20 protein-coding genes are annotated in these 23,372 nt (G+C 49.6%); 18 read left to right on the forward strand and 2 right to left on the reverse strand.

Annotated features, from left to right (window positions below):
* Positions 1-9: 9 nt before the first annotated feature.
* From L1F29_RS15610 to L1F29_RS15655, 10 genes are all read left to right on the forward strand, one after another.
* Complete coding sequence (locus tag L1F29_RS15610) at positions 10-1,797, forward strand: ABC transporter ATP-binding protein (RefSeq protein ID WP_258389699.1); 1,788 nt, start codon at positions 10-12, stop codon at positions 1,795-1,797.
* A 197-nt stretch (positions 1,798-1,994) separates the two neighbouring features.
* The gene (locus L1F29_RS15615; RefSeq protein ID WP_258389218.1) at positions 1,995-2,978 is read left to right on the forward strand and encodes a phosphotransferase; all 984 of its coding nucleotides are present in this window, start codon (positions 1,995-1,997) and stop codon (positions 2,976-2,978) included.
* Positions 2,979-3,016: 38 nt separating this feature from the next.
* Positions 3,017-3,751 (forward strand): class I SAM-dependent methyltransferase, encoded by a 735-nt coding sequence (locus L1F29_RS15620; RefSeq protein WP_258389219.1) that lies wholly within the window; start codon positions 3,017-3,019, stop codon positions 3,749-3,751.
* A 248-nt stretch (positions 3,752-3,999) separates the two neighbouring features.
* Positions 4,000-5,553 (forward strand): response regulator transcription factor, encoded by a 1,554-nt coding sequence (locus L1F29_RS15625; protein ID WP_258389220.1) that lies wholly within the window; start codon positions 4,000-4,002, stop codon positions 5,551-5,553.
* A complete protein-coding gene (locus tag L1F29_RS15630) occupies positions 5,550-7,265 on the forward strand; it encodes a cache domain-containing sensor histidine kinase (RefSeq protein ID WP_258389221.1) in 1,716 nt (571 codons plus the stop codon). Before L1F29_RS15625 ends, L1F29_RS15630 begins: the two co-directional genes overlap by 4 nt.
* 203 nt (positions 7,266-7,468) lie before the next feature.
* Entirely contained in the window at positions 7,469-8,392 is a 924-nt protein-coding gene (locus tag L1F29_RS15635; RefSeq protein WP_258389222.1) for an ABC transporter permease, read from the forward strand.
* 27 nt (positions 8,393-8,419) lie between these two features.
* Positions 8,420-9,316: a carbohydrate ABC transporter permease gene (locus L1F29_RS15640; RefSeq protein WP_258389223.1), complete on the forward strand. Its 897-nt coding sequence runs from the start codon at positions 8,420-8,422 to the stop codon at positions 9,314-9,316.
* 69 nt (positions 9,317-9,385) lie between these two features.
* A complete protein-coding gene (locus tag L1F29_RS15645; RefSeq protein WP_258389224.1) occupies positions 9,386-11,005 on the forward strand; it encodes an extracellular solute-binding protein in 1,620 nt (539 codons plus the stop codon).
* Positions 11,006-11,155: 150 nt separating this feature from the next.
* Positions 11,156-14,623, forward strand: coding sequence for an endo-alpha-N-acetylgalactosaminidase family protein (locus tag L1F29_RS15650; protein ID WP_258389225.1), 3,468 nt, complete (start codon positions 11,156-11,158; stop codon positions 14,621-14,623).
* Between the two features lie 20 nt (positions 14,624-14,643).
* Entirely contained in the window at positions 14,644-16,782 is a 2,139-nt protein-coding gene (locus L1F29_RS15655) for an IolE/MocC family protein (RefSeq protein WP_258389226.1), read from the forward strand.
* Between the two features lie 10 nt (positions 16,783-16,792).
* Here the strand turns inward: L1F29_RS15655 and L1F29_RS15660 are convergent, their stop codons facing one another.
* Positions 16,793-16,993: a hypothetical protein gene (locus L1F29_RS15660; protein ID WP_258389227.1), complete on the reverse strand. Its 201-nt coding sequence runs from the start codon at positions 16,991-16,993 to the stop codon at positions 16,793-16,795.
* Positions 16,994-17,296: 303 nt separating this feature from the next.
* Between L1F29_RS15660 and L1F29_RS15665 the strand changes: the two genes are divergently transcribed.
* From L1F29_RS15665 to L1F29_RS15700, 8 genes are all read left to right on the forward strand, one after another.
* Positions 17,297-18,085 (forward strand): VOC family protein, encoded by a 789-nt coding sequence (locus L1F29_RS15665; RefSeq protein WP_258389228.1) that lies wholly within the window; start codon positions 17,297-17,299, stop codon positions 18,083-18,085.
* A 92-nt stretch (positions 18,086-18,177) separates the two neighbouring features.
* Positions 18,178-18,342, forward strand: coding sequence for a VOC family protein (locus L1F29_RS15670; protein WP_258389229.1), 165 nt, complete (start codon positions 18,178-18,180; stop codon positions 18,340-18,342).
* Between the two features lie 286 nt (positions 18,343-18,628).
* On the forward strand, positions 18,629-19,183 hold the full coding sequence (locus L1F29_RS15675) for a permease (protein ID WP_258389230.1): 555 nt from the start codon (positions 18,629-18,631) through the stop codon (positions 19,181-19,183).
* Between the two features lie 68 nt (positions 19,184-19,251).
* Positions 19,252-19,599 (forward strand): YrdB family protein, encoded by a 348-nt coding sequence (locus L1F29_RS15680; RefSeq protein WP_258389231.1) that lies wholly within the window; start codon positions 19,252-19,254, stop codon positions 19,597-19,599.
* Between the two features lie 259 nt (positions 19,600-19,858).
* The gene (locus L1F29_RS15685) at positions 19,859-20,425 is read left to right on the forward strand and encodes a bifunctional transcriptional activator/DNA repair enzyme AdaA (protein ID WP_258389232.1); all 567 of its coding nucleotides are present in this window, start codon (positions 19,859-19,861) and stop codon (positions 20,423-20,425) included.
* A gap of 1 nt (position 20,426) precedes the next feature.
* Positions 20,427-20,990 (forward strand): methylated-DNA--[protein]-cysteine S-methyltransferase, encoded by a 564-nt coding sequence (locus L1F29_RS15690; RefSeq protein WP_258389233.1) that lies wholly within the window; start codon positions 20,427-20,429, stop codon positions 20,988-20,990.
* Positions 20,971-21,870, forward strand: coding sequence for a DNA-3-methyladenine glycosylase family protein (locus L1F29_RS15695; RefSeq protein ID WP_258389234.1), 900 nt, complete (start codon positions 20,971-20,973; stop codon positions 21,868-21,870). The genes L1F29_RS15690 and L1F29_RS15695 overlap by 20 nt, the downstream gene beginning before the upstream one ends.
* A 197-nt stretch (positions 21,871-22,067) precedes the next feature.
* Entirely contained in the window at positions 22,068-22,493 is a 426-nt protein-coding gene (locus L1F29_RS15700) for a VOC family protein (protein WP_258389235.1), read from the forward strand.
* On the opposite strand, the gene L1F29_RS15705 is transcribed toward L1F29_RS15700, so the two are convergent.
* On the reverse strand, positions 22,460-23,371 hold the full coding sequence (locus tag L1F29_RS15705) for a helix-turn-helix transcriptional regulator (protein ID WP_258389236.1): 912 nt from the start codon (positions 23,369-23,371) through the stop codon (positions 22,460-22,462). The genes L1F29_RS15700 and L1F29_RS15705 overlap by 34 nt on opposite strands.
* Position 23,372 lies beyond the last annotated feature (1 nt).

A 23,372-nucleotide genomic window follows, 5' to 3' on the forward strand; every position in this document is an offset into this window, starting at 1 on the left:
GCCAAATCTATGAACGAGCAAGAAGCTTTGGATGGAACCCAGTTCTTTCGCCTGATTATGAAGCATAAACCGTCCAACCTGCTGCTGATCGGAGCGGTCGTCCTCGGGCTTGGAGAGACGCTTCTCTCGTTGATCATTCCGCTGCTAACGATGAATATGGTCGAGCAGCTGACGGCCTCGAGTCTGAAAGCGATGACGATCGTTCTGCTTGGCGCCGTATTTCTGCTCCAGACAGCGATGGCCGGCTTCTCCGTCTATACGATGTCGTATGTGGGACAATATGTTGTGGCCGGCTTGCGCCGGGAAACTTGGGAGAGGGTGCTGAAGCTGCCGGTATCCTTCTTCGACCGGAATTCATCGGGTGAAACCATGAGCCGTGTTACGAATGATACGAACGTCATCAAGGATTTCATTACAGGCCATGTGATTTCGTTCGTGAGCGGGATCGTATCGGTCATCGGGGGAATCGTGCTTCTGATCACCATCGATTGGAAAATGACGCTGTTCATGCTGATCGCCGTCCCGATCGCCTTGCTCGTATTGTGGCCGCTCGGTGCCAAGATGTTCAAGGTATCGCGCTCCATGCAGGATGAAACGGCCTTGTTCCAAGGAGACCTCGGGCGAGTTCTCTCCGACATCCGGCTCGTGAAGGCATCGCTCGCCGAGAAAGTAGAGCAGCGTCAGGGGGACAAACGAATTTCCAGCCTGTTTACGTTCGGCCTTCGTGAAGCTAAGTATGTCGCGATCGTCACGCCGATCATGATGAGCATCATGCTGCTTATCCTTGTATTGCTGATCGGATACGGCGGCGTGCGGGTTGCGCAGGGCTCGCTCAGCGGCGGCGAGCTTGTCGCAATCATATTATACATGTTCCAGATCGTCGTTCCATTCACCCAAATGGCCTCATTCTTCACGCAATTCCAGAAGGCGAGAGGCGCTTCGGAGCGCATTCAACAGCTGCTGAATGAATTGCCGGAGCAATCGGAGGTGCAGTTATTCGATAAGATTAATACAGCGAAGGGTCATTCCGATGAGTCCGCGGCGCAGCCGCTAATCTTCGATCATGTTAGCTTCGGTTACAGTATAGACCGGCCATTGCTGTATGGACTTTCCTTCCGTGCAGAGGCCGGACAAATGACCGCCTTCGTCGGACCGAGCGGAACGGGAAAGACGACGTTATTCTCCTTGATTGAGCGTTTCTACGAGCCGACATCTGGAGCGATTCGGTATGGCAATAAGCAGATTGCCGACTTATCGCTGGACGAATGGCGCCAGCGGATTGCTTATGTATCGCAGGAAAGTCCGATGATGTCCGGTACGCTCCGCTACAATTTGACTTATGGTCTTGCCGTAGTGGACGAGGAGCTGATGAAGCGGGCGGTCGACCAAGCCAATTTGACCGCATTCGTGGAGTCATTGCCTGATGGCTATGAAACGGAGGTGGGAGAGAGAGGCATTATGCTGTCCGGCGGCCAACGGCAGCGGTTTGCCATCGCGAGAGCGATATTGCGGGATCCGGATATACTGCTGCTGGATGAAGCAACGGCCCATCTGGACAGCGAGTCTGAGCAGCTCGTGCAAGAGGCGCTTCAAGAGCTGATGAAGGGACGAACAACCTTGGTTATTGCCCATCGGCTCTCGACCATACGCGGAGCAGATAAGATTATCGTGCTGGAGAAGGGGGAGGTAAGCGGACAAGGCACACATGCCGAGCTGATCGAATCCCACTCTCTATATAATAAGCTTGTGCAGCTGCAGCTTATTACGGATTACCATCTGCAGAAAGAAGGAGCCTAGACAGCAGGACGATATGACTCGTCCGGCCGGCAGGAAACCAAGATAGTAAGCGAAGAAACCGCGGATAACGCGGATTTTTTGCAATTATTAAGAACGTGATTCCGCTCTCTTAGCGGTATAGTTAAACTCTACCTTTATCCATCGTGCAGACTGGTATATGATGTTGTTAAACAAGTTAAAGGGGTAACGACGCCTCCATGTACACACAACCATTAGCTTTACGATCCGTGCTGGATCCCAAATATTTAACGCACTGTTTAAGCAGTCATTATGATATCGGAGCGTGGAGAGAAGTCTTATTCTGGCTGCGGGGACTAAATGATACTTATCGGGTAAGAACCTCTAAAGGATATTATATCCTTCGCATCTATCGTCACGGTATTCATGAAAGCGACGTATCGTATGAGCTGGCCTTATTGAAACAACTGCAAGCGATCCTGAGATCCGAACGCACCAATGTCGCCGAGCCAATCGACAAGATCGATCGCAGCGGCTATACCGTTCTAGATGCGCCAGAAGGAAAACGGATCGCCGTTATGTTCCGATTTATTGATGGAACAGAGAATGGTCTCGTGGATGAGAAGGCTTGTCATGCATTCGGTCAGTCTGCCGCTGAACTGCATGCCGCAATGGATCAAGTGATGCTGAACCAGCGCCGGAACGATTTGGATACCCGGTTTCTTATCGATCAACCGTTGGAACGGATTATGAACTACATAGGTGAGAAAAGCGAAGCGGCGCCATTTTTGCAGCAATTTGCGCATCAATTGAAGGAGCGTATCATCGATGCATCCCATCAAGGGTTGGATTGGGGAATATGTCATGGCGACATGCATGGGAATAATAATGCCTTCCAAGAAGGCGCCCTGTTCACCCATTACGACTTCGAGTGGGCGGCGAAAGGCTGGCGTGCCTATGACTTGGCGCAAGTGAAGGCAAGAAAGCGGCAAACGGCCGATAATAAGGAAGTACTGTGGCAGGCGATTCTATCGGGTTATCGCTCGGTTCGAGATCTCTCAGCTCAAGACGAATCGGCGATTGATTTATTTATAGCTGCCCGAAGATTATGGGTAATGAGTCTTGATGTCGCATTCATTCCTAATGATATGGGAGCTCTTGATTACGCCGAAGATTGGCTAAGCGGTTTTATGGATGAATTTCGCAACATTATCCTTGTATAATGAACCTTATCAGATGACGCAGTCAGGAGATGAGAAGCATGAAACAGAATAAATATGACGATCCCGGCTTCTTCAGAAATTACAGCCAGATGCCGCGTTCAACCGGCGGATTGAATGCAGCCGGGGAATGGCCTGCCTTCCGTGCGCTATTTCCCGACCTGCGCGACAAGAATGTGCTTGATCTTGGCTGCGGCTTCGGCTGGCATAGCCGGTATGCCAGCGAGCAGCAGGCCAGATCGGTTCTTGGAGTCGATCTCTCTGCGAATATGATTACGCGTGCAAGGGAGCTTACAGACGATGCCGCGATCGAATACCGTCAGCTTGCGATCGAAGACATCGACTTTGCCGCCGGACAATTCGACGTGGTGATCAGTTCGCTTGCACTACATTATGTTGAGAGCTTCGATAGCATCTGCCGCAAGATTCATCACTGCCTAACCCCAAGGGGAAACTTCGTGTTTTCGGTTGAACATCCGATCTTCACCGCGCTTGCCGCACAGGATTGGTATTACGGACCACAGGGCGAGCGTTTGCATTGGCCCGTCGACAATTATCAGGATGAAGGCTTGCGGCAGGCGAGGTTTCTTGACAACGACGTCATCAAATATCACCGTACCATCGAAACCTATATGAATGCGTTAATTGACGCCGGCTTCCGGATCGTCAAGGTATCCGAGCCAGAGCCGACCGAAGAAGCGGTGGTCCAGTATCCCGAGATGAAGGACGAAGCACGCCGTCCGATTTTTCTCTTGATCGCTGCGGTCAAGGAATAATGGTTGGCCATTTGGATCCGATCTGTCGCGCGCCCTTCGTCTATCGTTCATCCATTCGTAATTTCTACAGGACTGCCGGATACATCGGTGGTCCTGTTTCTATTCATGCCAGCAAATAACTTGTTCAAGTGAGTCGAAAGCTTGTGTTATATTAATCATACCAATTAACCTTATCATGTAAGGGAGTTTTGTACCGTCAGTCAGCTGGAGCATTCCTTCATAACTCAACTAAAAGGACGATGGCCTATATGTGCAAAATACTCATTGTGGACGATGAGAAGTTTGAAAGAGAAGGCGTGAAATTCCTCATCGACAAATATAACCTGGATCTGGAGGTATATGAAGCGGATAGCGGGGAGAAGGCTCTTGCTTATATGCAGCATAATCCGGTCGAAATCCTGTTCACGGATATCCGCATGAAAGGAATGGATGGGCTGCAATTAGCCGAGCAAGTGAGGGAAATGAAGCTGCCCGTCAAGGTGATTTTCATGAGCGCCTACGGAGAGTTTGAATATGCCAAGCGGGCAATCGATTTGAAAGCGATTCATTATATATTAAAGCCTGTCGAAGTAAGCGAATTTTTGAAAGTGGTTTCAGAAGTCATTGAGATGGTTGAACAGGAACGGAAGGACAAGGAAGAGCAGGAAAGGGTCCAGGAAATTTACGGCAAGGGGCTTCGCTATGAACGAAAGATAATTTTTTCGCAGCTGCTTCACGGCGGGAACCATGATGCCGAGGATGAACAGGTAGAGCCGTCTGGACCAGCATTTAAGTTTACCGGTTCGAAGCCGGTCCGAATGATGATGCTGGATACCCGGGAACGGTTCTTCGATTTGACCGGTTCCGAATTTGACGCCTGCCTGGCAGATCTGCTCGACAGGCCATTCGACGCAGTGAACCTGAACGAATGCCAAAGTCTCTTGTTTATTGAAGTTTCGGAGGGAGAGAGCGATTACGATCTGGAGTCGCTGGGCAATCGCTTGATCCAATGGTTCAAGGAAACCTACATCCGAGACGTATATATTGTGTGCAGCGGCCACATTCAACATGTCGGGCAAATACGCGATGTTTATAATGAATTCGAATCGATCCTGGAATGTAAGTTCTTCAATGAGCAAGGGATCTTCATGTTTACCGGCAGCGCATTGTCGGATGACGGCAGTTCAATCGATGTGGAGCAATTGTTGGATGAAATCAGGAATGACGTGGAGAGGAATGAATATAGTTCCGTTCGGACACGATTTGAACGGTTGTATGACAGCTTGCAGGGGGGTAGACAAGTATCTTCAATATACTTGAAATACATCTGCATGGAAATCGTGAAAAGCATGTACGGCGCTTCATCGAGGAAAGACGCGAACAGCTTCAAGAATAACGTGCAATTAATCTACAATACGAATAAATTAAGCGATTTGATTAAAATTATGATTTCGGTGATCGACAATAGCGAATTTACGGACAAGAACGCTCCGGATTCGATACGCAAAGTGATCGATGACGTTACGAAGCTGATCAGAAGTGAGTACCATCGGGATCTGTCGGTCGAGGAGATTGCCGAGAAGGTTTATTTATCCCCTAATTACTTGAGTCATTTGTTCAAGAAGCATAGCGGCGTAAGCATTATTAAGTTCATTACGTCGACACGGATGGAGAAAGCCAAGCAGCTGCTGACCCAAACGAATAAGAAGGTCGCCGACATTAGCGAAGAAACAGGCTACAGCAATGTGGCTTACTTCTGCACCTTGTTCAAGACGTATCACGGCAAGACGCCGACTCAGTTCAGAGAAGATCTTGGCGTATGAAAAACATGCTGTATCGATGGATCAACCGGATCCGGTTGAAGCAGAAGCTGTTCCTGTCCTATTTAATCGTCATTATCATTCCCATTACGGTGCTGGGCATCTATAATTACTGGCAGTCCAAGCAGCTGCTTGGCGTTCAAGCCGAACAGTCACTGGAACGCAGCGCGGATACGATCGCCCAGAATATGAACTTCAAGCTGGAGCAGTATAGGAATACCGCCAACATTATTTTGTATAACAGCGCCATTCAAAAAATTGTAAGCACGACGTACCTCGATTATGTCAATTTGCGATGGGATTTGGACCAGTATTTATACCAGCAGTTCAAGATGATCGTTGCTTTGAACAAAGAAATCGTGCATCTTACGATTTATACAGAAGCGGATATACCGGAATCCGGAACAGCGCTTGTGTCAGCCACGCGTGTTGCCAACGAAGCCTGGTACAAGCAAGCGGTCGGCCATTCGGCGCCGGTATGGGGGTGGGATTCCGGTCATGTTTACCTGGCTAGTCCATTCCCAAGCTTAATGGTCAATGGGAAGAACAACGTATTATACATGAATATTGACTATGACCAATTCTTCGCTCCCATCAGCCAGCTAACGAGTGATTTAGGAATTATCGTGGCTGATACTGCCGGGGAAATCATCTATTCGAATCAGGGGCAAATCGATGACCGGCTAGGCATGGCTGATATGAAAGAGCAAGATATCATCAAGTCCGATGGAGGCACATCCTTGATCGGCGGCCAACGTATGCTTGTCGTGAAGAATGCCATCTCTCAGGGCAATTGGTTCATGTACACTTACGTACCCGTGAGCCAGGTTTCTCCCGACGCCGGCAACATCATCAAGGCGACGCTAATCGTAATCGGACTTTGCCTATTGCTTCTGATCGGCATTATATTACTTTTATCCAACACGATGATTAAGCGCATTCATCTCCTGCTGACCTGGATGAAACGGGTGGAACAGGGCGAGCTTAACTTGCAAATCAAAACCACATCGACCGACGAGATCGGAGATCTGACAGTTCGTTTCGGCAATATGCTGCATCGTCTGAACAATCTGATTCAGGAAGTATACGCCAATACGATCGTCCAGAAGGAAGCGGAGCTGCGGGCGCTGCAAGCGCAAATCAGTCCTCACTTTCTCTATAATACGTTATCCTTTATCAACTGGAGGGCGCTAAGAAGCGACGAACATGAAATCAGTCATGTCGTCACCTCCCTGTCCAAATTTTATCGGACGGTATTGAATAAAGGGGATCAAATCATTGCGGTGAAGGATGAGATCGACAACATCAAATCTTACCTGGACATCGTCCGGATGATGAAGGATAACAGCTTCGACGTCATCTATGAAATTGATGAGCGGATCTATTCCTACCGGATGATCAACTTCATCCTGCAGCCGCTCGTCGAGAATGCGATTCAACATGGCATCGAGAAAGATGATTCGGACAAAGGGATACTGAGAATTACGGCTTCGCTGGAGCAGGACACGATCCTGTTCACGGTAGAGGATAACGGAGTCGGAATTCCGGAGGAAATCATCGGAGAGCTATTAACAGCACAAAGCTCCGGTTATGGATTGAAGAATGTAAACGAACGCATTCAATTGAAATTCGGTTCGGAATACGGCATCGAAATTAGCAGTCAAATCGGGAAAGGCACGGTCATGAAGGTTGTCATTCCGCGCATTACCCGATAGTAGATGGTGATCCATGCAGTCTCGTCTCTCCCTATGTGAGAGAGGGGCTGCTTTTATTTTCGTAATCGGGGGATGAAAATAAGGTGCGAAGAAAATTGAAACAGATCGAAGATATCTGATAATTACCCTCATTTCATGGCATGGTATAGTCAATTACATGAGCTGGCCGAACATCATTGCCGACTGGAAGGAGGGACACACCATTGAATGAGATCGTTTTCAAGCGTGACCGAAAGAAATGGAAGCAATATCGCGTACTGTTTATCATGCTGATTCCCGGAATGATTTATTATCTGATCTTTCATTACATTCCGATGTACGGTGTGGTCCTGGCTTTTAAGGACTACCGATTGCTGGAAGGGATTATGGCGAGTCCATGGGTCGGGTTCCAACATTTCGAGAGCCTCTTCTCGGATCCGTATTTCTACTCCGTTCTGAAGAACACGATCATTATCAGTTTCTACAAACTTATTTTCGGATTCCCGATACCGATCCTGTTCGCCTTATTATTGAGTGAAATTATGAGTACGAAATTCAAGAAAGTCGTGCAAACGGTTTCTTATTTGCCGCACTTTATTTCATGGGTCGTATTCGCAGGCATATTCTTCACGATCTTTTCCTTGGAAGGACCGATTAACTCGATTGTTCAAGCGTTTGGCGGCGATGCGGTTCTGTTCTTGGCCGATGACCGGTACTTCAGGACGATCCTCGTCATCACCAGCATCTATCAAGGATTCGGCTGGGGCTCGATCATTTATTTCGCGGCCATCTCCAATATCGACTCGCAATTATATGAAGCAGCTATTATTGACGGAGCAGGAAGGTTCAAACGGATGTTCTATATTTCGATTCCGATGCTGCTCCCGGTCATATCCATTATGCTGATTCTATCGATGTCAGGCGTTCTGGATGCCGGCTTCGACCAAATCTTTAACATGTACAACACGCAAGTCTACAGCGTTGCGGACATCATTGACACGTATGTTTACCGCCAAGGGCTGGTGGAGATGAATTACAGTACGGCTACGGCGGTCGGGCTGTTCAAATCGCTGGTCGCTCTGATCCTCATAATCGTTGTCAACAGTATCGTGAAGCTGATGGGACAAAAAGATCATGCTTTGTGGTAGATTTTCTGGAATTGGGAGGCAGCACATGTGATTAACGTAAAAAAATCGCCGGGAGACAAAATCATTGATGCCGTATTGTATCTTCTGATGACTGTGATCATACTGGTGACGTTGTATCCATTTTGGACGCAAGTGGTCATTTCGCTCGATGGTTCGGGAGCGAAAAGCGCGGCGTATTCATCCGGTTTGGTTCTGTTTCCCAAAGAGATCTCTTTCGGAAGCTACTCGCTTGCCTTTCAATACGATGCGTTGTGGAGCGGCTATTGGAACACCATCGTACGTACAGTGCTAGGCGTCATTTTGGCGGTGACCTTCACCTCTATTACGGCATATCCGCTAGCCAAGAAGGATTTACCTTATAATCGGGTCTTTACCGGAATCATCTTATTTACCATGCTGTTTGGCGGCGGGTTAATTCCGACTTACTTGTTGATTAAAGAGCTCGGCATGTATAACACGGTATGGGCACTGGTCGTTCCGGGCATGATCAGCGCATTCAACGTCTTGATCATCCGCAATTTCTTCCGGGCGATTCCAGAGGAATTGGAGGAGTCGGCCCGGGTGGATGGCGCCGGTTATAGCCGGATTTTCATCCAAATCGTGCTTCCATTATCGAAGCCGGTTCTGGCAACGATTGCCTTGTGGGTAGGGGTAGGACACTGGAACGCCTGGTTCGACAGCATGATCTATATTTCCGATCCCGATAATCAAGTGCTGCAGATGGTGCTTCGAAAAATCATTATCGAGAACAATACGACGGACTTGACGGTATTGATGCAGAACCTGTCGAACCAATCGGATTTCTCGGGCAGGCAGCTGCAGTCGACCATCATTATGTTCTCGATTATTCCGATGCTTCTTATTTATCCGTTTATCCAGAAATACTTTGTTAAAGGTGTTATGATTGGCGCTGTTAAAGGGTGATTTCAATCCAGTTGGGAGAATCCTTCTAATAGAATGTTGGACTTCATAATAAAGAAGGGGCTGGTTAAGGTGAAAGGGAACAAGGTACTTATTAGCGGGGCCATATGCCTTGCGATGTTCACAACCGTTCTTGCAGGATGCGGAAACGGCAATCAGAAGGAGGATTCATCCGCTCCCGGCAATACGTCGAACAAGACGGCAAATTCGGAAGCAAACGCCCAGGGAACGCCGAAATTAACGTTCTGGTCATTCAGTCCGGAGCGAATTAAGGAGGATTCGCCCGGGGTAACCGCGGTGAAGGAGAAGTTCGGCGTCGATGTCGAGTTTGTCCCGACCACAAGCGATTCGAATCAAGAGAAGCTGAATCTGATGATCGCATCCGGCGACGTTCCCGATTGGATGAAGGAACCGAAGCCGGCCGAGTATGAGAAATATATTAAGCAAGGTGTGGCAGCAGAAATACCGCAGGAACTGATCGAGCAGAATATGCCGAAGTATATGGAATGGATTAAACGCTTTATCGATAAAGACAATCCGTTCAAATATGTGAAGCGCGACGGGAAAATATACGGTTTGCCAACGGTTTGGGATTTGGGCATCGACGGTCTGCAGCTTGGCTTCCGTCAAGATTGGCTCACGAAAGTCGGCATAACGAAGATACCGGAAACCATTGAAGAAATGGAAGCCGCATTGACGAAATTCCGCAATGACGATCCGGACGGCAACGGCAAGAAGGATACGTATGGAATTACGGGCACGGCCGAGAATTTGTCCAGCATGTTCAGCTCCGTGTTCGGCGCATATGATGCTTTTCCAGGCATTTTCCGTGAGAAGGACGGTAAAATTGTCAGAGGCGAGATTGAACCTGGCGCAAAACAAGCTTTGGAAGTGTTGAACCGCTGGTATAAGAACGAATTGATCGATCCTGAGTTTGTCGTGAACAAAGGCAACAATTTCGAAGATAAAATGCTTACAGGAAAAGCCGGTGCAGGCGAATATTACTGGTGGGTGTTCATCCCGGGCAACGCTTTTCTCGGCGGAGAAACATGGTACGACAAGCTCCATAAACTGGATCCTAATTTCAACTGGTTGACTACCGGCGGCGTGAAAGGTCCGGATGGAAAATTCGGTATTTCGCAAAGTCCTCCGGGATCGGGTACGGGTCTCATGTTCGGCAAACAGCTGGAGAAGGATCAAGAGAAGCTGACCAAATATTTGCAAATATTCGAAGCGACTCAGTTTGACCCTGAAATTTATGAATTATTGAATTTTGGCGTCAAGGGCACCCATTGGAATTTGAACGACAAAGGTATCGTAGAGTACATCAAGCCATACGACGATCAGAAAGAACGCGATAAGCTTGGCATTGCCGGCGGCTATTCGATGTCTGGATCCTTTAACGATTATGATTTCCAAACGTCGTATACTTCCGATAAGTCGCTGCGCCAATTAGCCAAGGACACGAGAGCGAAGGGCACTCAAATCTATGATATATTGAACGCTTATCAGAAACCGGTCTTAAACGAGTATCAGGACAGACTGACTCAATTTACGCTGCAAAACTACATCGATTTCATTACGGGACGCAAATCGTTAACCGAATTCGATCAATATGTTGCAGAGTGGAAGAAGATGGGCGGAGATAAAGTAATGCAGGAAGCGGAAACGTTGTATAATCAAAATAAGTAATAAATGCCAGCACATCTCGCACAGAAGGGACATCATAAGCAGATGTCCCTTCTGTGCTGTTGTAACGGAATACCCGCTGGCTTCGTCCTACTTACCGGCACCGGTGACGTATAACAGAGTGGAAAATACGCTTTGAATGAGGTGAATACGATGTGGAATATCGTGAAAGGCGCTGGACATTGGAAGGCGGCGGAGGAAGCGATCGAGTTGAAAGCGAATGGTTCCGATACGCTGATCGTGAATGTGAGCAGTCCCGCATTGGCGGATGGCGAGCTTGCTTTTACGCTCACGCCATTGAATCCGCAAGGAAAGATTGGCGCGCTGATTCGATATGCTTCGCCGGAGTCCTGGGTATTCATCGGCTGCGACAAGCCGATGGACCCGTTTGGCCAAAGCACGTGGATTTGGTCACTCCCAAGCGGTGAGCAAGGCATTCTATTTAAGAGAGATCCGCTGTATGAGGGGAAAGCATACCGGATCAAGCTTCGGTATATGGGCTCGCTGCTCACGGTATGGATCGACGATTATCAGGCTTATCATGGGCATATTCCTCAGATGAAACAGGAGACGGGACGCACCGGGTTTCGGGTATGGGCTTCTGAGGCAGATCGGGAGCAAGATGAAGGATATGGACGGATAAGCGGGATTAAAGAAGACGCCGTTTCAAGTTTATTCGATGATCGTGCAAATTCAGACGATGTAGAGCTGCAAGCATGCGATAACGTCTTCCATCACATCCTTGCGTCGGAAGAGCTGGAAGTACGTGTGGATGATTCGTTTCCGAAAGTGCTGGAATACCGGTGGAGGGCAACAGGCGCTGTGTTGTATGGTCAAGATAAGCGCCTTGCCTGCTTGCTGATCAACGGCGATGGCTACGAGCCGGTCGTAAGATTCCACATGAGCGGGAATGAGGCGTCATATCGGCTTTCCTTTCCTGAGATTCAAGTGGACATGACCGTGATCTTCAAGGTTAATGACACCATGCTTGAGATGAGCATAACCGATATTCGAGAAACGGGCGAATTTCGGGTCATGACGATCGAGTTTCCCCATCATAGCCTCGTATCCGTACGAAGCGTGCAGGAGAGAGCTCATGCCGCTTGTGCGGAAGGCATTAAAGGCGATCATCTATTTGCTGTTAACGGGCAAGAAGAAGCTCCGGTTCATGCGTATTATTCCATTGCCATTCTCAATACGAATGAGCTGGCTGCGACCGTTCTAAATAACGTGCTGACGAATCGCAGACGGGTCTGTGTTCGAACGGTTCGCAAGAACGGCTTTATGGAGACCGGACTATGGAACAGTTATTGGACGTATCGGGGGCCTGACGGCGAAGTAGTCGGAGAGCCTTGGGCCAAGGTTGTCATCACGTCCGACCGGAACGGTGACGGAATCGTCGATTGGCAGGATGGAGCAATTGCTTATCGGGAAGTGAAAGGCACGATACCCGGCGCGGAAATGCTGAGAAACAGCTACGCGCATATCGCCATGAATTTTGCCAGCATGGCTCAGAATCCGTTTCTACGCATCTTGGATCATGTGAAGAAGTTTTACCTGTACTCAGACGGCTTCGGTCAGATGATCGAACTGAAAGGCTATCAATCGGAAGGCCATGACAGCGGGCATCCCGATTATGGAAGCATTAATGGCAGGGCAGGCGGTATAAGCGATTTGAATCTTCTCGTTGACCGATCGCTCGCGTATGGCGCTGCCATTGGCGTTCATATCAATCACAGCGAAGCATATCCGGAAGCGGAAGCGTATACAGATTCCATCATGACGACAACGCCGGGGTGGAGATGGCTGGATCAGTCCTTCTATATCGATCGAGAGAAGGACATCATGTCCGGCGGATTCGATCGGCGGCTGGATGAGCTGAGAGAGAATGTGCCCAATGTCAGCTTCGTGTATGTCGATACGTATCGGGACGAGCATTGGGCTGCTTACAGACTGGTGAAGAAGCTTCATGACAATGGCTGGGTCATATGGACGGAAGAGGCGGATATGCTGGATCAGCACGCGATATGGACGCATGACAGTACCGGGGACAGTGTGGTTTCCAGATTTATACATCATACGGATAAGGATGCTTACGACGTTCATCCATTGCTCAAAGGCGGATATACCCGTGCCGTTGATAACGGCTTTATGGGCTGGCAGCGGGAGCGGGATCTTACCGCCGCCATTGAATCCTTCTTCACCAAACAGCTTCCATACCGCTATCTCATGCATTTCCCGATTATGAAATGGATGGATGCCGAAATCATTTTAGAAGGGAATGTGATCTCACGATTAGAGGACGGGGAAGCACATCTTTACCGTAACGGCATCAGGATGGCATCGGGCAATACCGTCTTCATACCATGGGACCCCCATAAGGAGGATAAAATATATCATTGGAATCCTGCTGGCGGCGAGAGTACATGGACCTTGCCGGAGAGTTGGCAGAAGCGGGTGCAGGTGACGGAATCTGATCATAAGCAATCATGGAATCATGTGAAATTGTACAGATTGACGGATTTGGGGCGTGTGTTTGTCAGCGACCTGCCGGTAACTGAGGGGACGGTTACAATTAGCGCCGAAGCCCGCACACCGTATGTTATCTATCCTTCGGAAGCTCCCCCGCTGGCAGAGATAATCTGGGGAGAAGGCAGTCCGGTTAAGGACATGGGCTTCGACAGCCACGGGTTTATATATTGGAAGAAATCGTCGACGTCACCAAGTACGGATCATATTTCGATCCGGAACACCCGTTACGGTCAATCCTATTTGCACATATCCGGTAACGGCGGTGCAGACGCTGAAGTATCGCAGGAGATGACGGGATTGGAATACGGGAAAACATACTCCGCTTCCGTATGGGTGCAAGTATCGGAAGGCAGATCGGCAGCAATAATCGTTGCCCAATATGGCGGACCCGACGTGATCAAGGAAATTAACCGGACCGCAGTCGTCAATTGGGACATCGACTCCGGCAGGCGGGAGACGTATTATCAGAGGCTTCGTTTGACCTTTACGATCCCTGATGCTGCTGTTGGTGTCGATGGAACGCGTCCCATTCTTGTCTTGAGAGCGGGAGCGGGTGATACGGATTCCTATGTCCACTTTGACGATGTCCGGGTAAGGGAACTTGGGAATTCGATCCAACAGGATTGTGATCGAGACCATTACTACTATGAAGATTTCGAGGATGTGGATGAAGGATGGGGCCCGTTCGTAAGCTCTAACAGCATGATCGGAAAAACCCATCTATCCCGGCGGCATGCCGGATACACGAACGATACGATCGGCGGGGACTGGTCGATGAAGACGATGGATGAGAGGTCCGGCGAACTGTTCCGGACATTGCCCTCCACGGTGCTCTTCGATCCTAATCAGAGGTACCGGATCATGTTCGATTACAAGGCAGACCATGAAGGACAATATACGGCCGTTATCAGAGCTGTGGATGGCGATACGTTAATGGAATGCGCCAGTACAGCCTTGAAGGAAGGATTACACCGCTTCGAGATGGAATTTATGACTAATCGCGGGCAGGATCATTATTTTGCCATCGTTAAGAACGATGATGCCCGGGGAGCGCTAGTGTTGGACCATTTTACCGTCGATTACGGCTAAGAGGAGAGGATCAGTCTATTATGCAAACCCAAATCAATGAACTTCCCTATAAACAGCATCAATCGTATTCGTCTGCGAATCCGGATTGGCTTATTCATCCTGAATCTTACAAAGCCGGCATTTACCGTGGCGAGCATGATCATGAAATCGTCATGACGAACGGTTTGATTAGCCGAACCTGGCGGATAAAGCCCAATGCAGCAACTGTAGCTTTCCACAATCTAATGACGGACGAAACGATAATCCGCGGCGTGAAGCCGGAAGCGATATTGCGAATATCCGGAGAGGATGTCGCTGTTGGCGGTCTGGTCGGGCAGCCGGATTATGCGTACCTGCGGCCGGAATGGGTGGATGGTCTGACTTCAGACCCGACTGCATTCCAATGCACCGGCTTCGAGACGGACCTGACCAAAGAGCGGTTCCCGTGGAAGAAGAATCATGTCTCGGCGAACAGGCCATGGCCTGCACCCGGTGTATCCTTGGTCTTTCATTACGAATCCGCAGCGGAAATAACAAGCGGCCTGTCCGTAAGCGTTCACTATGAGCTGTATGACGGCATACCGCTTCTCTCCAAGTGGCTGCAAGTTCATAACAATGGCAGCAGTTGCGTGAAGCTGGAATCGTTCACGAGCGAGCTGTTAGCCGTAGTGGAATGGGAGTCCCCCGTCGAGTCTCCGGATCGATGGGAGTATCCGAACCTGCATGTCGAGAGCGATTATTCGTTTCAAGGAATGGCGCAGAAGAAGGCGAACCGGACCACGCATTGGGTACCGGATCCGGACTACAAGACTCAGATCAACTATGATTGTCTGACGCCAGCCCTGTTGGAAAGCCGTCCCCCGATCGGTCCGAATGTGGAGCTTGAGCCCGGGGAGACGTTCGACACGTTCCGTACGTTCGTGCTTGTCCACGACAGCACGGACAGGGAACGAAAAGGGCTTGCCCAGCGGAAGATGTACCGTACCAATGCCCCGTGGATCGAAGAAAATCCGATCTTTATGCATGTCCGCAGCATGGATCCGGCTGTCATTCGCGAAGCGATCGACCAATGTGCGGAAGTCGGGTTCGAAATGGTTATTCTATCGTTCGGCAGCGGGCTGAATATGGAAGAGGAGGATCCCGCTTATATCGCGGCCTTGAAAGAACTGGCGGACTACGCGCACGGCAAGGGGATCGCGATCGGCGGTTATTCGCTGCTTGCCAGCCGTTCGATTAGCCCCGAGCACGATATCGTAAATCCGGATGGCGCCTATTACGTGCATTCGCCATGCCTGGAGAGCCGCTGGGGACAAGCGTATTTCCGCAAGCTGCAGTCTTTCTTCGAACGGACGGGCTTCGATATTCTGGAGCATGACGGATCTTATCCGGGCGATATATGCGATTCAACCGATCATCCGGGACATCATGGCCGGCATGATTCTCAATGGAAGCAGTGGAAACGGATATCCGGTTTTTACCAATGGTGCAGAGGCCAAGGTATCTACTTGAATGTTCCGGACTGGTATTTCCTGTCCGGATCCAATAAAGCCGGGATGGGCTACCGGGAAGTCAACTTCGCGCTGCCGCGGGACCGGCAGGTTTTACTTTCGAGACAAAATATATACGATGGGACATGGGAGAAAGCGCCGAGTATGGGATGGATGTTCGTCCCATTAACGGAATATCACGGCGGCGGACCGGAGTCGACTTTGGAACCGCTTAGCGAGCATCTGGACACTTACGATGCCCATCTCATGAATAATTTCACGGCAGGCGTGCAGGCGAGCTATCGCGGGTTCCGGTTGTATGATACCGAGGAAACCAAGCAGGTCGTTCGCAAATGGGTCGATTTCTATAAGCAATACCGCGGTATTTTGGAATCGGATCTGATCCATGTAAGAAGGCCGAGCGGACGGGATGTTGATTGCATGCTGCACGTGAATCCGATGCAGAAGCATAAGGGAATGGCCTTTGTCTATAATCCGTTGGATAAGGAAATCGAGCAGACGTTGGAGCTGCCGTTATACTACACAGGGATAAGCACCAGAGCTATGATTCGGGAGCAGGAAGGGGAGCTTCGAGAATATGAGCTTGACCGTAATTATCGCGTACAGGTACAACTGTCCATCGCTCCGAAGAGTATGACCTGGTTCGTGATTGAAGGATCAGTAGGAGGTTGAGAGAGTAGCATTAGAAGGCGGACAGGTCGTCGCTGACGCAATCAGGCATGTAAGTGTTCTCATCAACTGGCTGTTCACCAATGGCGGCATGCATGGCGGGAATCGATGGGCAAAGGCAGTCTGTGGGGCGACGAGAAGTAATAGCGGAGGAAGTCGTCGTCAGCGGGGCGCTCATTGAATTACGGTTGAGTCCCGCTTCAACAAATGACATAAGAGCCTCCTGCAGCGTGCATATTCGCGCGAAGCAGGAGGTTCTTTCTTTTTTTTTGAGAAATTTGAACATAATAGGAAGTTTGCAATTTGATATAATGGAAACCAAGACAGCAGGAGGGCGCAGCAAGGAATCGTTGTTGGGAGGGAATAGGTGATGGGCCAGAATGCGAAGCTCGGACAGACGGATGAGAGAGTTTACCCGTCACGAAGAAATCCAAGCAGCTACAGGCCGGTTCGGGTACCCGCCTCACTCAAGGTATACGCTCGGGGAACGACAAACTGGAATAAAGGAGATATAACGATGGATCCTACTAAAAGTCCGATCGATAACGCAGTTGATAGCGTCTTCATTCATGTATCCGATCTTCGCCGATCTGCCGAGTGGTACAGTATGGTCATGGGATTGCCGCTATTGGAAGAGAGGTTGAACGGCGGCAACGTATATTGGATGATGCTCCAAGGCGGGACCGGCATCATCCTCGATGATAATCGGAGCAATACGTCGGAGACGCCTCATGTCAGATACATGTACCCGACCTCGGACATTGAGCAAGCGCATCGTCACTTGGATAACCTGGGCGTACTTTCTTTAACGCCGATCGATCGGCCGCATTCGGGCTTGGCTTTCTTCCGTTTCTCCGATCCGGACGGGAATTCGCTAATGGTGACCCAATCCGATTATGTATCCGATGTGGTGGAGAAATTGGAAGAAACGGATAGTCCGATTAAGAACCGGATCTGCGGCGTCTTTCTGAATGTGACCGACATGAACCGGGCCATTCGGTATCACAGCGAAGTGCTGCGCTTGCCCTATCATGAAGTCGGGTCAGGGCAGGAGAATTCCATCTATGATCTGCAGATGAAGAGAGGCAGCGGCGTGCTGCTCGACGACAACCGTTTCCGGCAAGGAGATGATTACGAGACGCTCTTCATGTTGGCAACTCCTGATGTGGACGGCTCGAAGGCTTATCTCGAAGCGAATGGCGTGCCGGTCTTCACCGACATCGAGAGACATGGCAGTGAACTTGCTTTCTTTACCGTCAAGGATCCGGATGGGAATGTGATTATGATCTGCTCCGAAATGGAGTAATGGAAGTAAGCTGCTCTTTGAACCTGTTGGCGGGCAAAAGCATTAAGATGGACTGGATACGCTAACTTATCAAATAAAGGTGGTGGATATTCGTGAGTGAACAAGTCGCTGCATTTCATTTTCAATGTACCGATGTGGTAAAGGCACATCGGTACTTAAAAGAGAGCGGCGTAAAAGTAACTGATATTTCAGATGATGGTCACGGGTTTGAATTCTGGGATACTGAGGGTAACAAGTTACATACAATGTCGATATAAATTGGGTAAACGAACGGAAATCATAGCTGAAGAAACAAACCGCCCTAACAAGGCGGTTCTTCTTATGCCGAAAATCTGCATTCCAATTTAACATAGGCTTGAATAAAATAGCTTTACACGCGAGTAACCGCGGGTTATATTATAACCAACGGTTAGTAACCGTTGGTTATTTTTCATGAGGGGAGATTCATGATGAGCTTTATCGTATTAATGCTTTTGTTTGCAATCAGAGCGGGATGGTTGGATGCCAAAGCCAGATTAACCCAACAAGGGAGTGTGAAATAGTATGTTTGCAGGTCATTTCGGTTTGGCTGCAGCCGTAAAATCCAAGTCGCCGGAGGTGCCGCTTTGGGCGCTCGTCGTGAGTACGCAGCTGCTTGATGTGTTCTTCGTTCCGCTCTTTCTGTTAAAAGTGGAAACGACGGAAGGCAGCGGCTATGGCGGATTAATTATTCATGCCGATTACACGCATTCATTAGTTGGGGCATTACTGCTGGCGGTTTTGGCCGGATTGCTTTCGGGGCGAATATGGGGCAAGAGAGGCGGCCGTATCGTGGCAGCGCTCGTATTTAGTCATTGGCTGCTGGATTTAATCGTGCATCGGGCGGATATGCCGATACTGCCAGGGAATATCGGAAGTTTGCCGTTGCTCGGCTTTGGCGTTTGGGAGCATTCGTACGTAAGCATCGCATTGGAAGCTGCGCTCATCGGAACCGGACTATTTCTATATACGAGATCCTTATTAAGAACAAGTAAGAACAAAGGATGGGCGATCGGATCCGGAACTGTTATGGGGATTCTGCTGGTTCTATCTTTAGTTGCAGATCTATGGAGTGTCTAATAATGAAATGAGGAATATGTGGTGTATGATGAGAGGGTCATTCTTTGTCGCAAAAGGGGGAACATGATATGGAATGGGTGAAGTATGCCAATCTTGGATTGCGTTTTATCATGGAGCTGTGCGCTTTATTCGCCATCGGGTATTGGGGGTTTCATACCGGAAGCGGATATGTAGTGAAGATAATACTCGGACTTGGATTGCCTATGCTCGCAGCCATTATTTGGGGAATGTTCGTCTCTCCTAAAGCATCCATTCCAACTACAGGCTTCATCCGACTTCTGTTAGAAATCGGGGTTTTTGGGGCAGGCGGAATAGCGCTCTACGCGGAGAAGCATTACAAGCTTGCCCTCATCTATGGTATCGTGATGATCGTTAATCTGTCGCTTACTTACTTTTGGAAGCAGCATGCTGCATAATTGCCGATGCATTCCAAGGTATGATTCGAAGAACGGCTTCGGCACGTTCCATATCTATGATCCGGATGGCAATCGGCTTAATTTCTGGCACAATTAATCGGGACGGTTACAGGCGCGAACAAGGCGATTACAATTTGTGTATCGCCTTATTTGCATGCCTGTGCAATCGATCTTTCCCTGTCGAAATATTGCTATCCTATCTTGGCGCACTACTACTGGGATGAAGATTGGCTTATACTGTGGAAGTGAGGTGAGAGGAATGAATGAGCAATTATTTGACCTCGTTTATCAATCCGTCGTTAACCGGGATTCGACCTACGACGGCGTATATTACACCGGGGTGAGGACAACGAAGATCGTCTGCAGGCCGACATGCCGGGCCAAAACCCCGCACGCCGCCAATGTGACGTTCTACCGATCGCTGGATGATGCGCTGCAAGCGGGCTTTCGGCCTTGCAAGCGATGCAAGCCCGATGAGAACGGAGCGCTTCGTCCGGATGCGGCGTTGGCTGCGCAGGTCGATGCAATCATTACGGCGCGATTCAGCGATAAACTGACGCTGCCGCAGATTGCCGCCTCGCTTGCCATTAGCCCTTACCATCTGCAGCGAATCTATAAGCAGGTGACAGGACTTTCACCGGCGGAGAAGACCGAGCATATTCGATTAACGCACGCGAAGAAGCTATTGGAACAATCCGATCTGACAATCGCGGAGATTGGTGCGGAAGCGGGTTACGGCAGTCCGTCCCATTTCACATCCTGGTTTCAAAGGAAAACGGGGCTTTCTCCGACGGCATATCGGAATGGACATACAGGAGGAGATTGAATTGGCAGCCAAAGATAATCAATTCTATCGTCATACGGTCATCGGCATGAATCAGCCCTGGACGATTATCGCGAGTGAACAAGGCATCAGCCATTTGCTATATCCGCCTCATCTGGAATCATTGGCACCTAAAGGGTTGAATCATGAGTTGATTCGCAATGAACGAATCGTTGAGAACGAGAGCTTGTTTCATGAATTCGGCATCGTGGACTTGCTGGAGCAGTATTTCGCAGGGCACCCGGTCAGCTTCGATAAAGTCCCGTTGGATGCAGCGGGCACGCCGTTTCAACATAGCGTCTGGACGGGGTTAAGCCGAATCCCGCATGGAGAAGCATGGACGTATAAGCAGCTTGCGGAATCCATTGGCAAACCAGCTGCGGTGCGGGCTGTAGCTGCTGCCGTCGGACGCAATCCTTTGCCGATTGTAATTCCTTGTCATCGAGTGGTCGGATCGGACGGTACGTTAACAGGGTTTAGAGGAGGCCTCCAAATGAAGAAAGACATCCTTGCATTGGAAGGGATAACCAATATGAAGGCGGTTGGACATGAGCGTTTCCGGTTTTGAGCTGCCGCTGCCGAGCCCGTTCGACTTTCAGCAATGCTTGAAGTACATGGCCCGTTCACCGATTGAATGTTTGTATACGGCAGACTCCGAAGGGGTTAATCGGCTGCTGCGGGTCGGAACCTCCCAACGTTTAATTAGACTGTCTTGCCGTAATAATAATGCCATGCAGATACAACTGCTGCGGGGCGATGCTCTAGCGATTCGTGAGCAAGAGGAGCTGGCGCGTTATATCAGAGACTGGTTTGATTTGGACCGGGATCTTGAGCCCTTCATGCAGTTATCCAAGGGAGATCCGTTCTTGTGGCCGCTGGCAGAATCCTTTTACGGATTACGGGTCGTCGGCATCCCCGATCTATTCGAAGCGCTCTGCTGGGCAATCGTCGGCCAGCAAGTGAATCTTACCTTTGCCTATAAGCTCAAGCAGCGGCTGACGGAACAATACGGAGAAGCTGCGGAGTGGGAGGGCGGTACATACCGTTTATTCCCGACCCCTGAGCGGTTCGCCAATGTAACGATAGATCAATTATGCAGTTTGCAGCTCACCAGGAACAAAGCCAGAACGATAATAGAAGTGGCATCCTGCATGACGAACGGGGATTTGAGAAGAGAGGAGCTGCTCACTCTCCCCGATCCAGAATCGGTTGACAAGAGGCTCACGGCAATCAAGGGCATTGGTCCCTGGACAGCCCAATATGTGCGAATGAGATGCTTGGGCGATCAAACGGCCCTCCCCATTGGAGATGTCGGGCTGCAGAATGCAGTAAAGCAGATGCTGGGGCTCGACAGGAAGCCCACTCCCCGTGAATTACGCGATTTATTCGAGCAGTGGCCCGGATGGGAGTCGTATATCACATTCTATCTATGGAGAACGTTATATTAGCGGAATTCTAAACGAATGATTCATATCGAAATTGTTGATATTGGGGCCGAGGATGGCTCTTTTTTTTTGATCAAAATAGCCAAACCGAATAAATCACTGACATACTGCCGTCAACGTTAGACGCTACAATGGTTATAGAAACTGCGAAGTAAAAGATGCGTTTGAAAATAGGTGCGAATATAAGGAGGAAATCGATTATGAACAACTCAACAACATTGCAAGGGTTCGCTACCATCAGTTATTGGGCAGCTGATTTGGAGGCGGCAAAGAAATGGTACGCCGAGCTGCTTGGCATTGAACCATACTTTGTCGTTCAAGGTTATGCAGAGTTTCGCATTGGCGAGTATCAACATGAGCTGGGCCTGATCGATAGCCGCTACGCACCCAATGGCGCGATAACCGGACCGGGTGGCGCGATCATGTATTGGCATGTCGACGATGTGTCATCAACGCTTGAAAAGCTGCTTGCGATGGGGGCGACAACGTATGAAGCGATCACTGAGCGCGGCGAAGGCTTCATCACGGCTTCCGTAATCGATCCCTTTGGGAACATACTGGGCATTATGTACAACTCACACTTCTTGGAGATTCAGAAGTCTAGAAAGTCCCGAGATTCCCGATAATAACGAGGCGACATCCCGTAACGCCTCTTGAATGCTTTCGAGAAGTGCGAAGCATTCGCAAAACCGCAATATTCGGCAATGAGATCGAGCTTGAGCTCCTGCGTATCAAGCAGCTCCCGTGCCTTTTGCAAACGAAGATCAAGCAGGTATTGATGCGGCGTGACTCCGAAATGGGCGTTAAACAGCGTGTTAAAGTGAGATTCCGAGTACCCCGCATGCTTGGCCATCATTTCCACCGTAATCGGGGAAGACAAATTGAAGGATAAAAAGGCGTTCATCTTGGCGACTAACTGCTGATGCTCGAAATCTGCGGATCTAGAATGCTCGCCGTCACCGAGCAGAAGCTGCAGGAGCTCCGTCGCGAGCTTCTGTACCTGCAGCATGCTGTGAATGTCGTTATGTTTGAATGCCTCGATCATGCGATACAACGTATCTTTCAGCTTCCCAGGCTGCCTGGGTACCAGCTTGACCGGAAGGTTGACCAAGGGAAAGTCGATAAGCCGAGGCTGAAGAAGATCGGCGTAACTGTCCAGGTTGGTCTGCCCGGGGGTCGTGACGAAGCTGCGCTCCCGTTCCTCGTTATAGAAAAAATCCAAATGAGCGTTAGGAACCACGCAGGAACCAAATCCTCGTGTCGTGAATAAAACGCCCGGCTGAATGAGGGCGAATTCCCCCGGTAAAATCTCGTATTCAGCTCCGTCCACTTGGAGGATGTAGCGCCCCTCCTCCAGAAATAGAATCAAGTAATCAAGCAGCCGGCGTTCCCCTTGGAAGAAATCGGCAGCTCTAAACCGGTAGCAAAGCCGGATATAAGGCAGTACGGGGTAGTCCTTCCAACTCTTATCCTGCAGGTTCATCGCCGCATCGCTCCCGGTCATT

This window comes from Paenibacillus spongiae, from assembly GCF_024734895.1.
Taxonomy (GTDB): Bacteria; Bacillota; Bacilli; order Paenibacillales; family Paenibacillaceae; genus Paenibacillus_Z; species Paenibacillus_Z spongiae.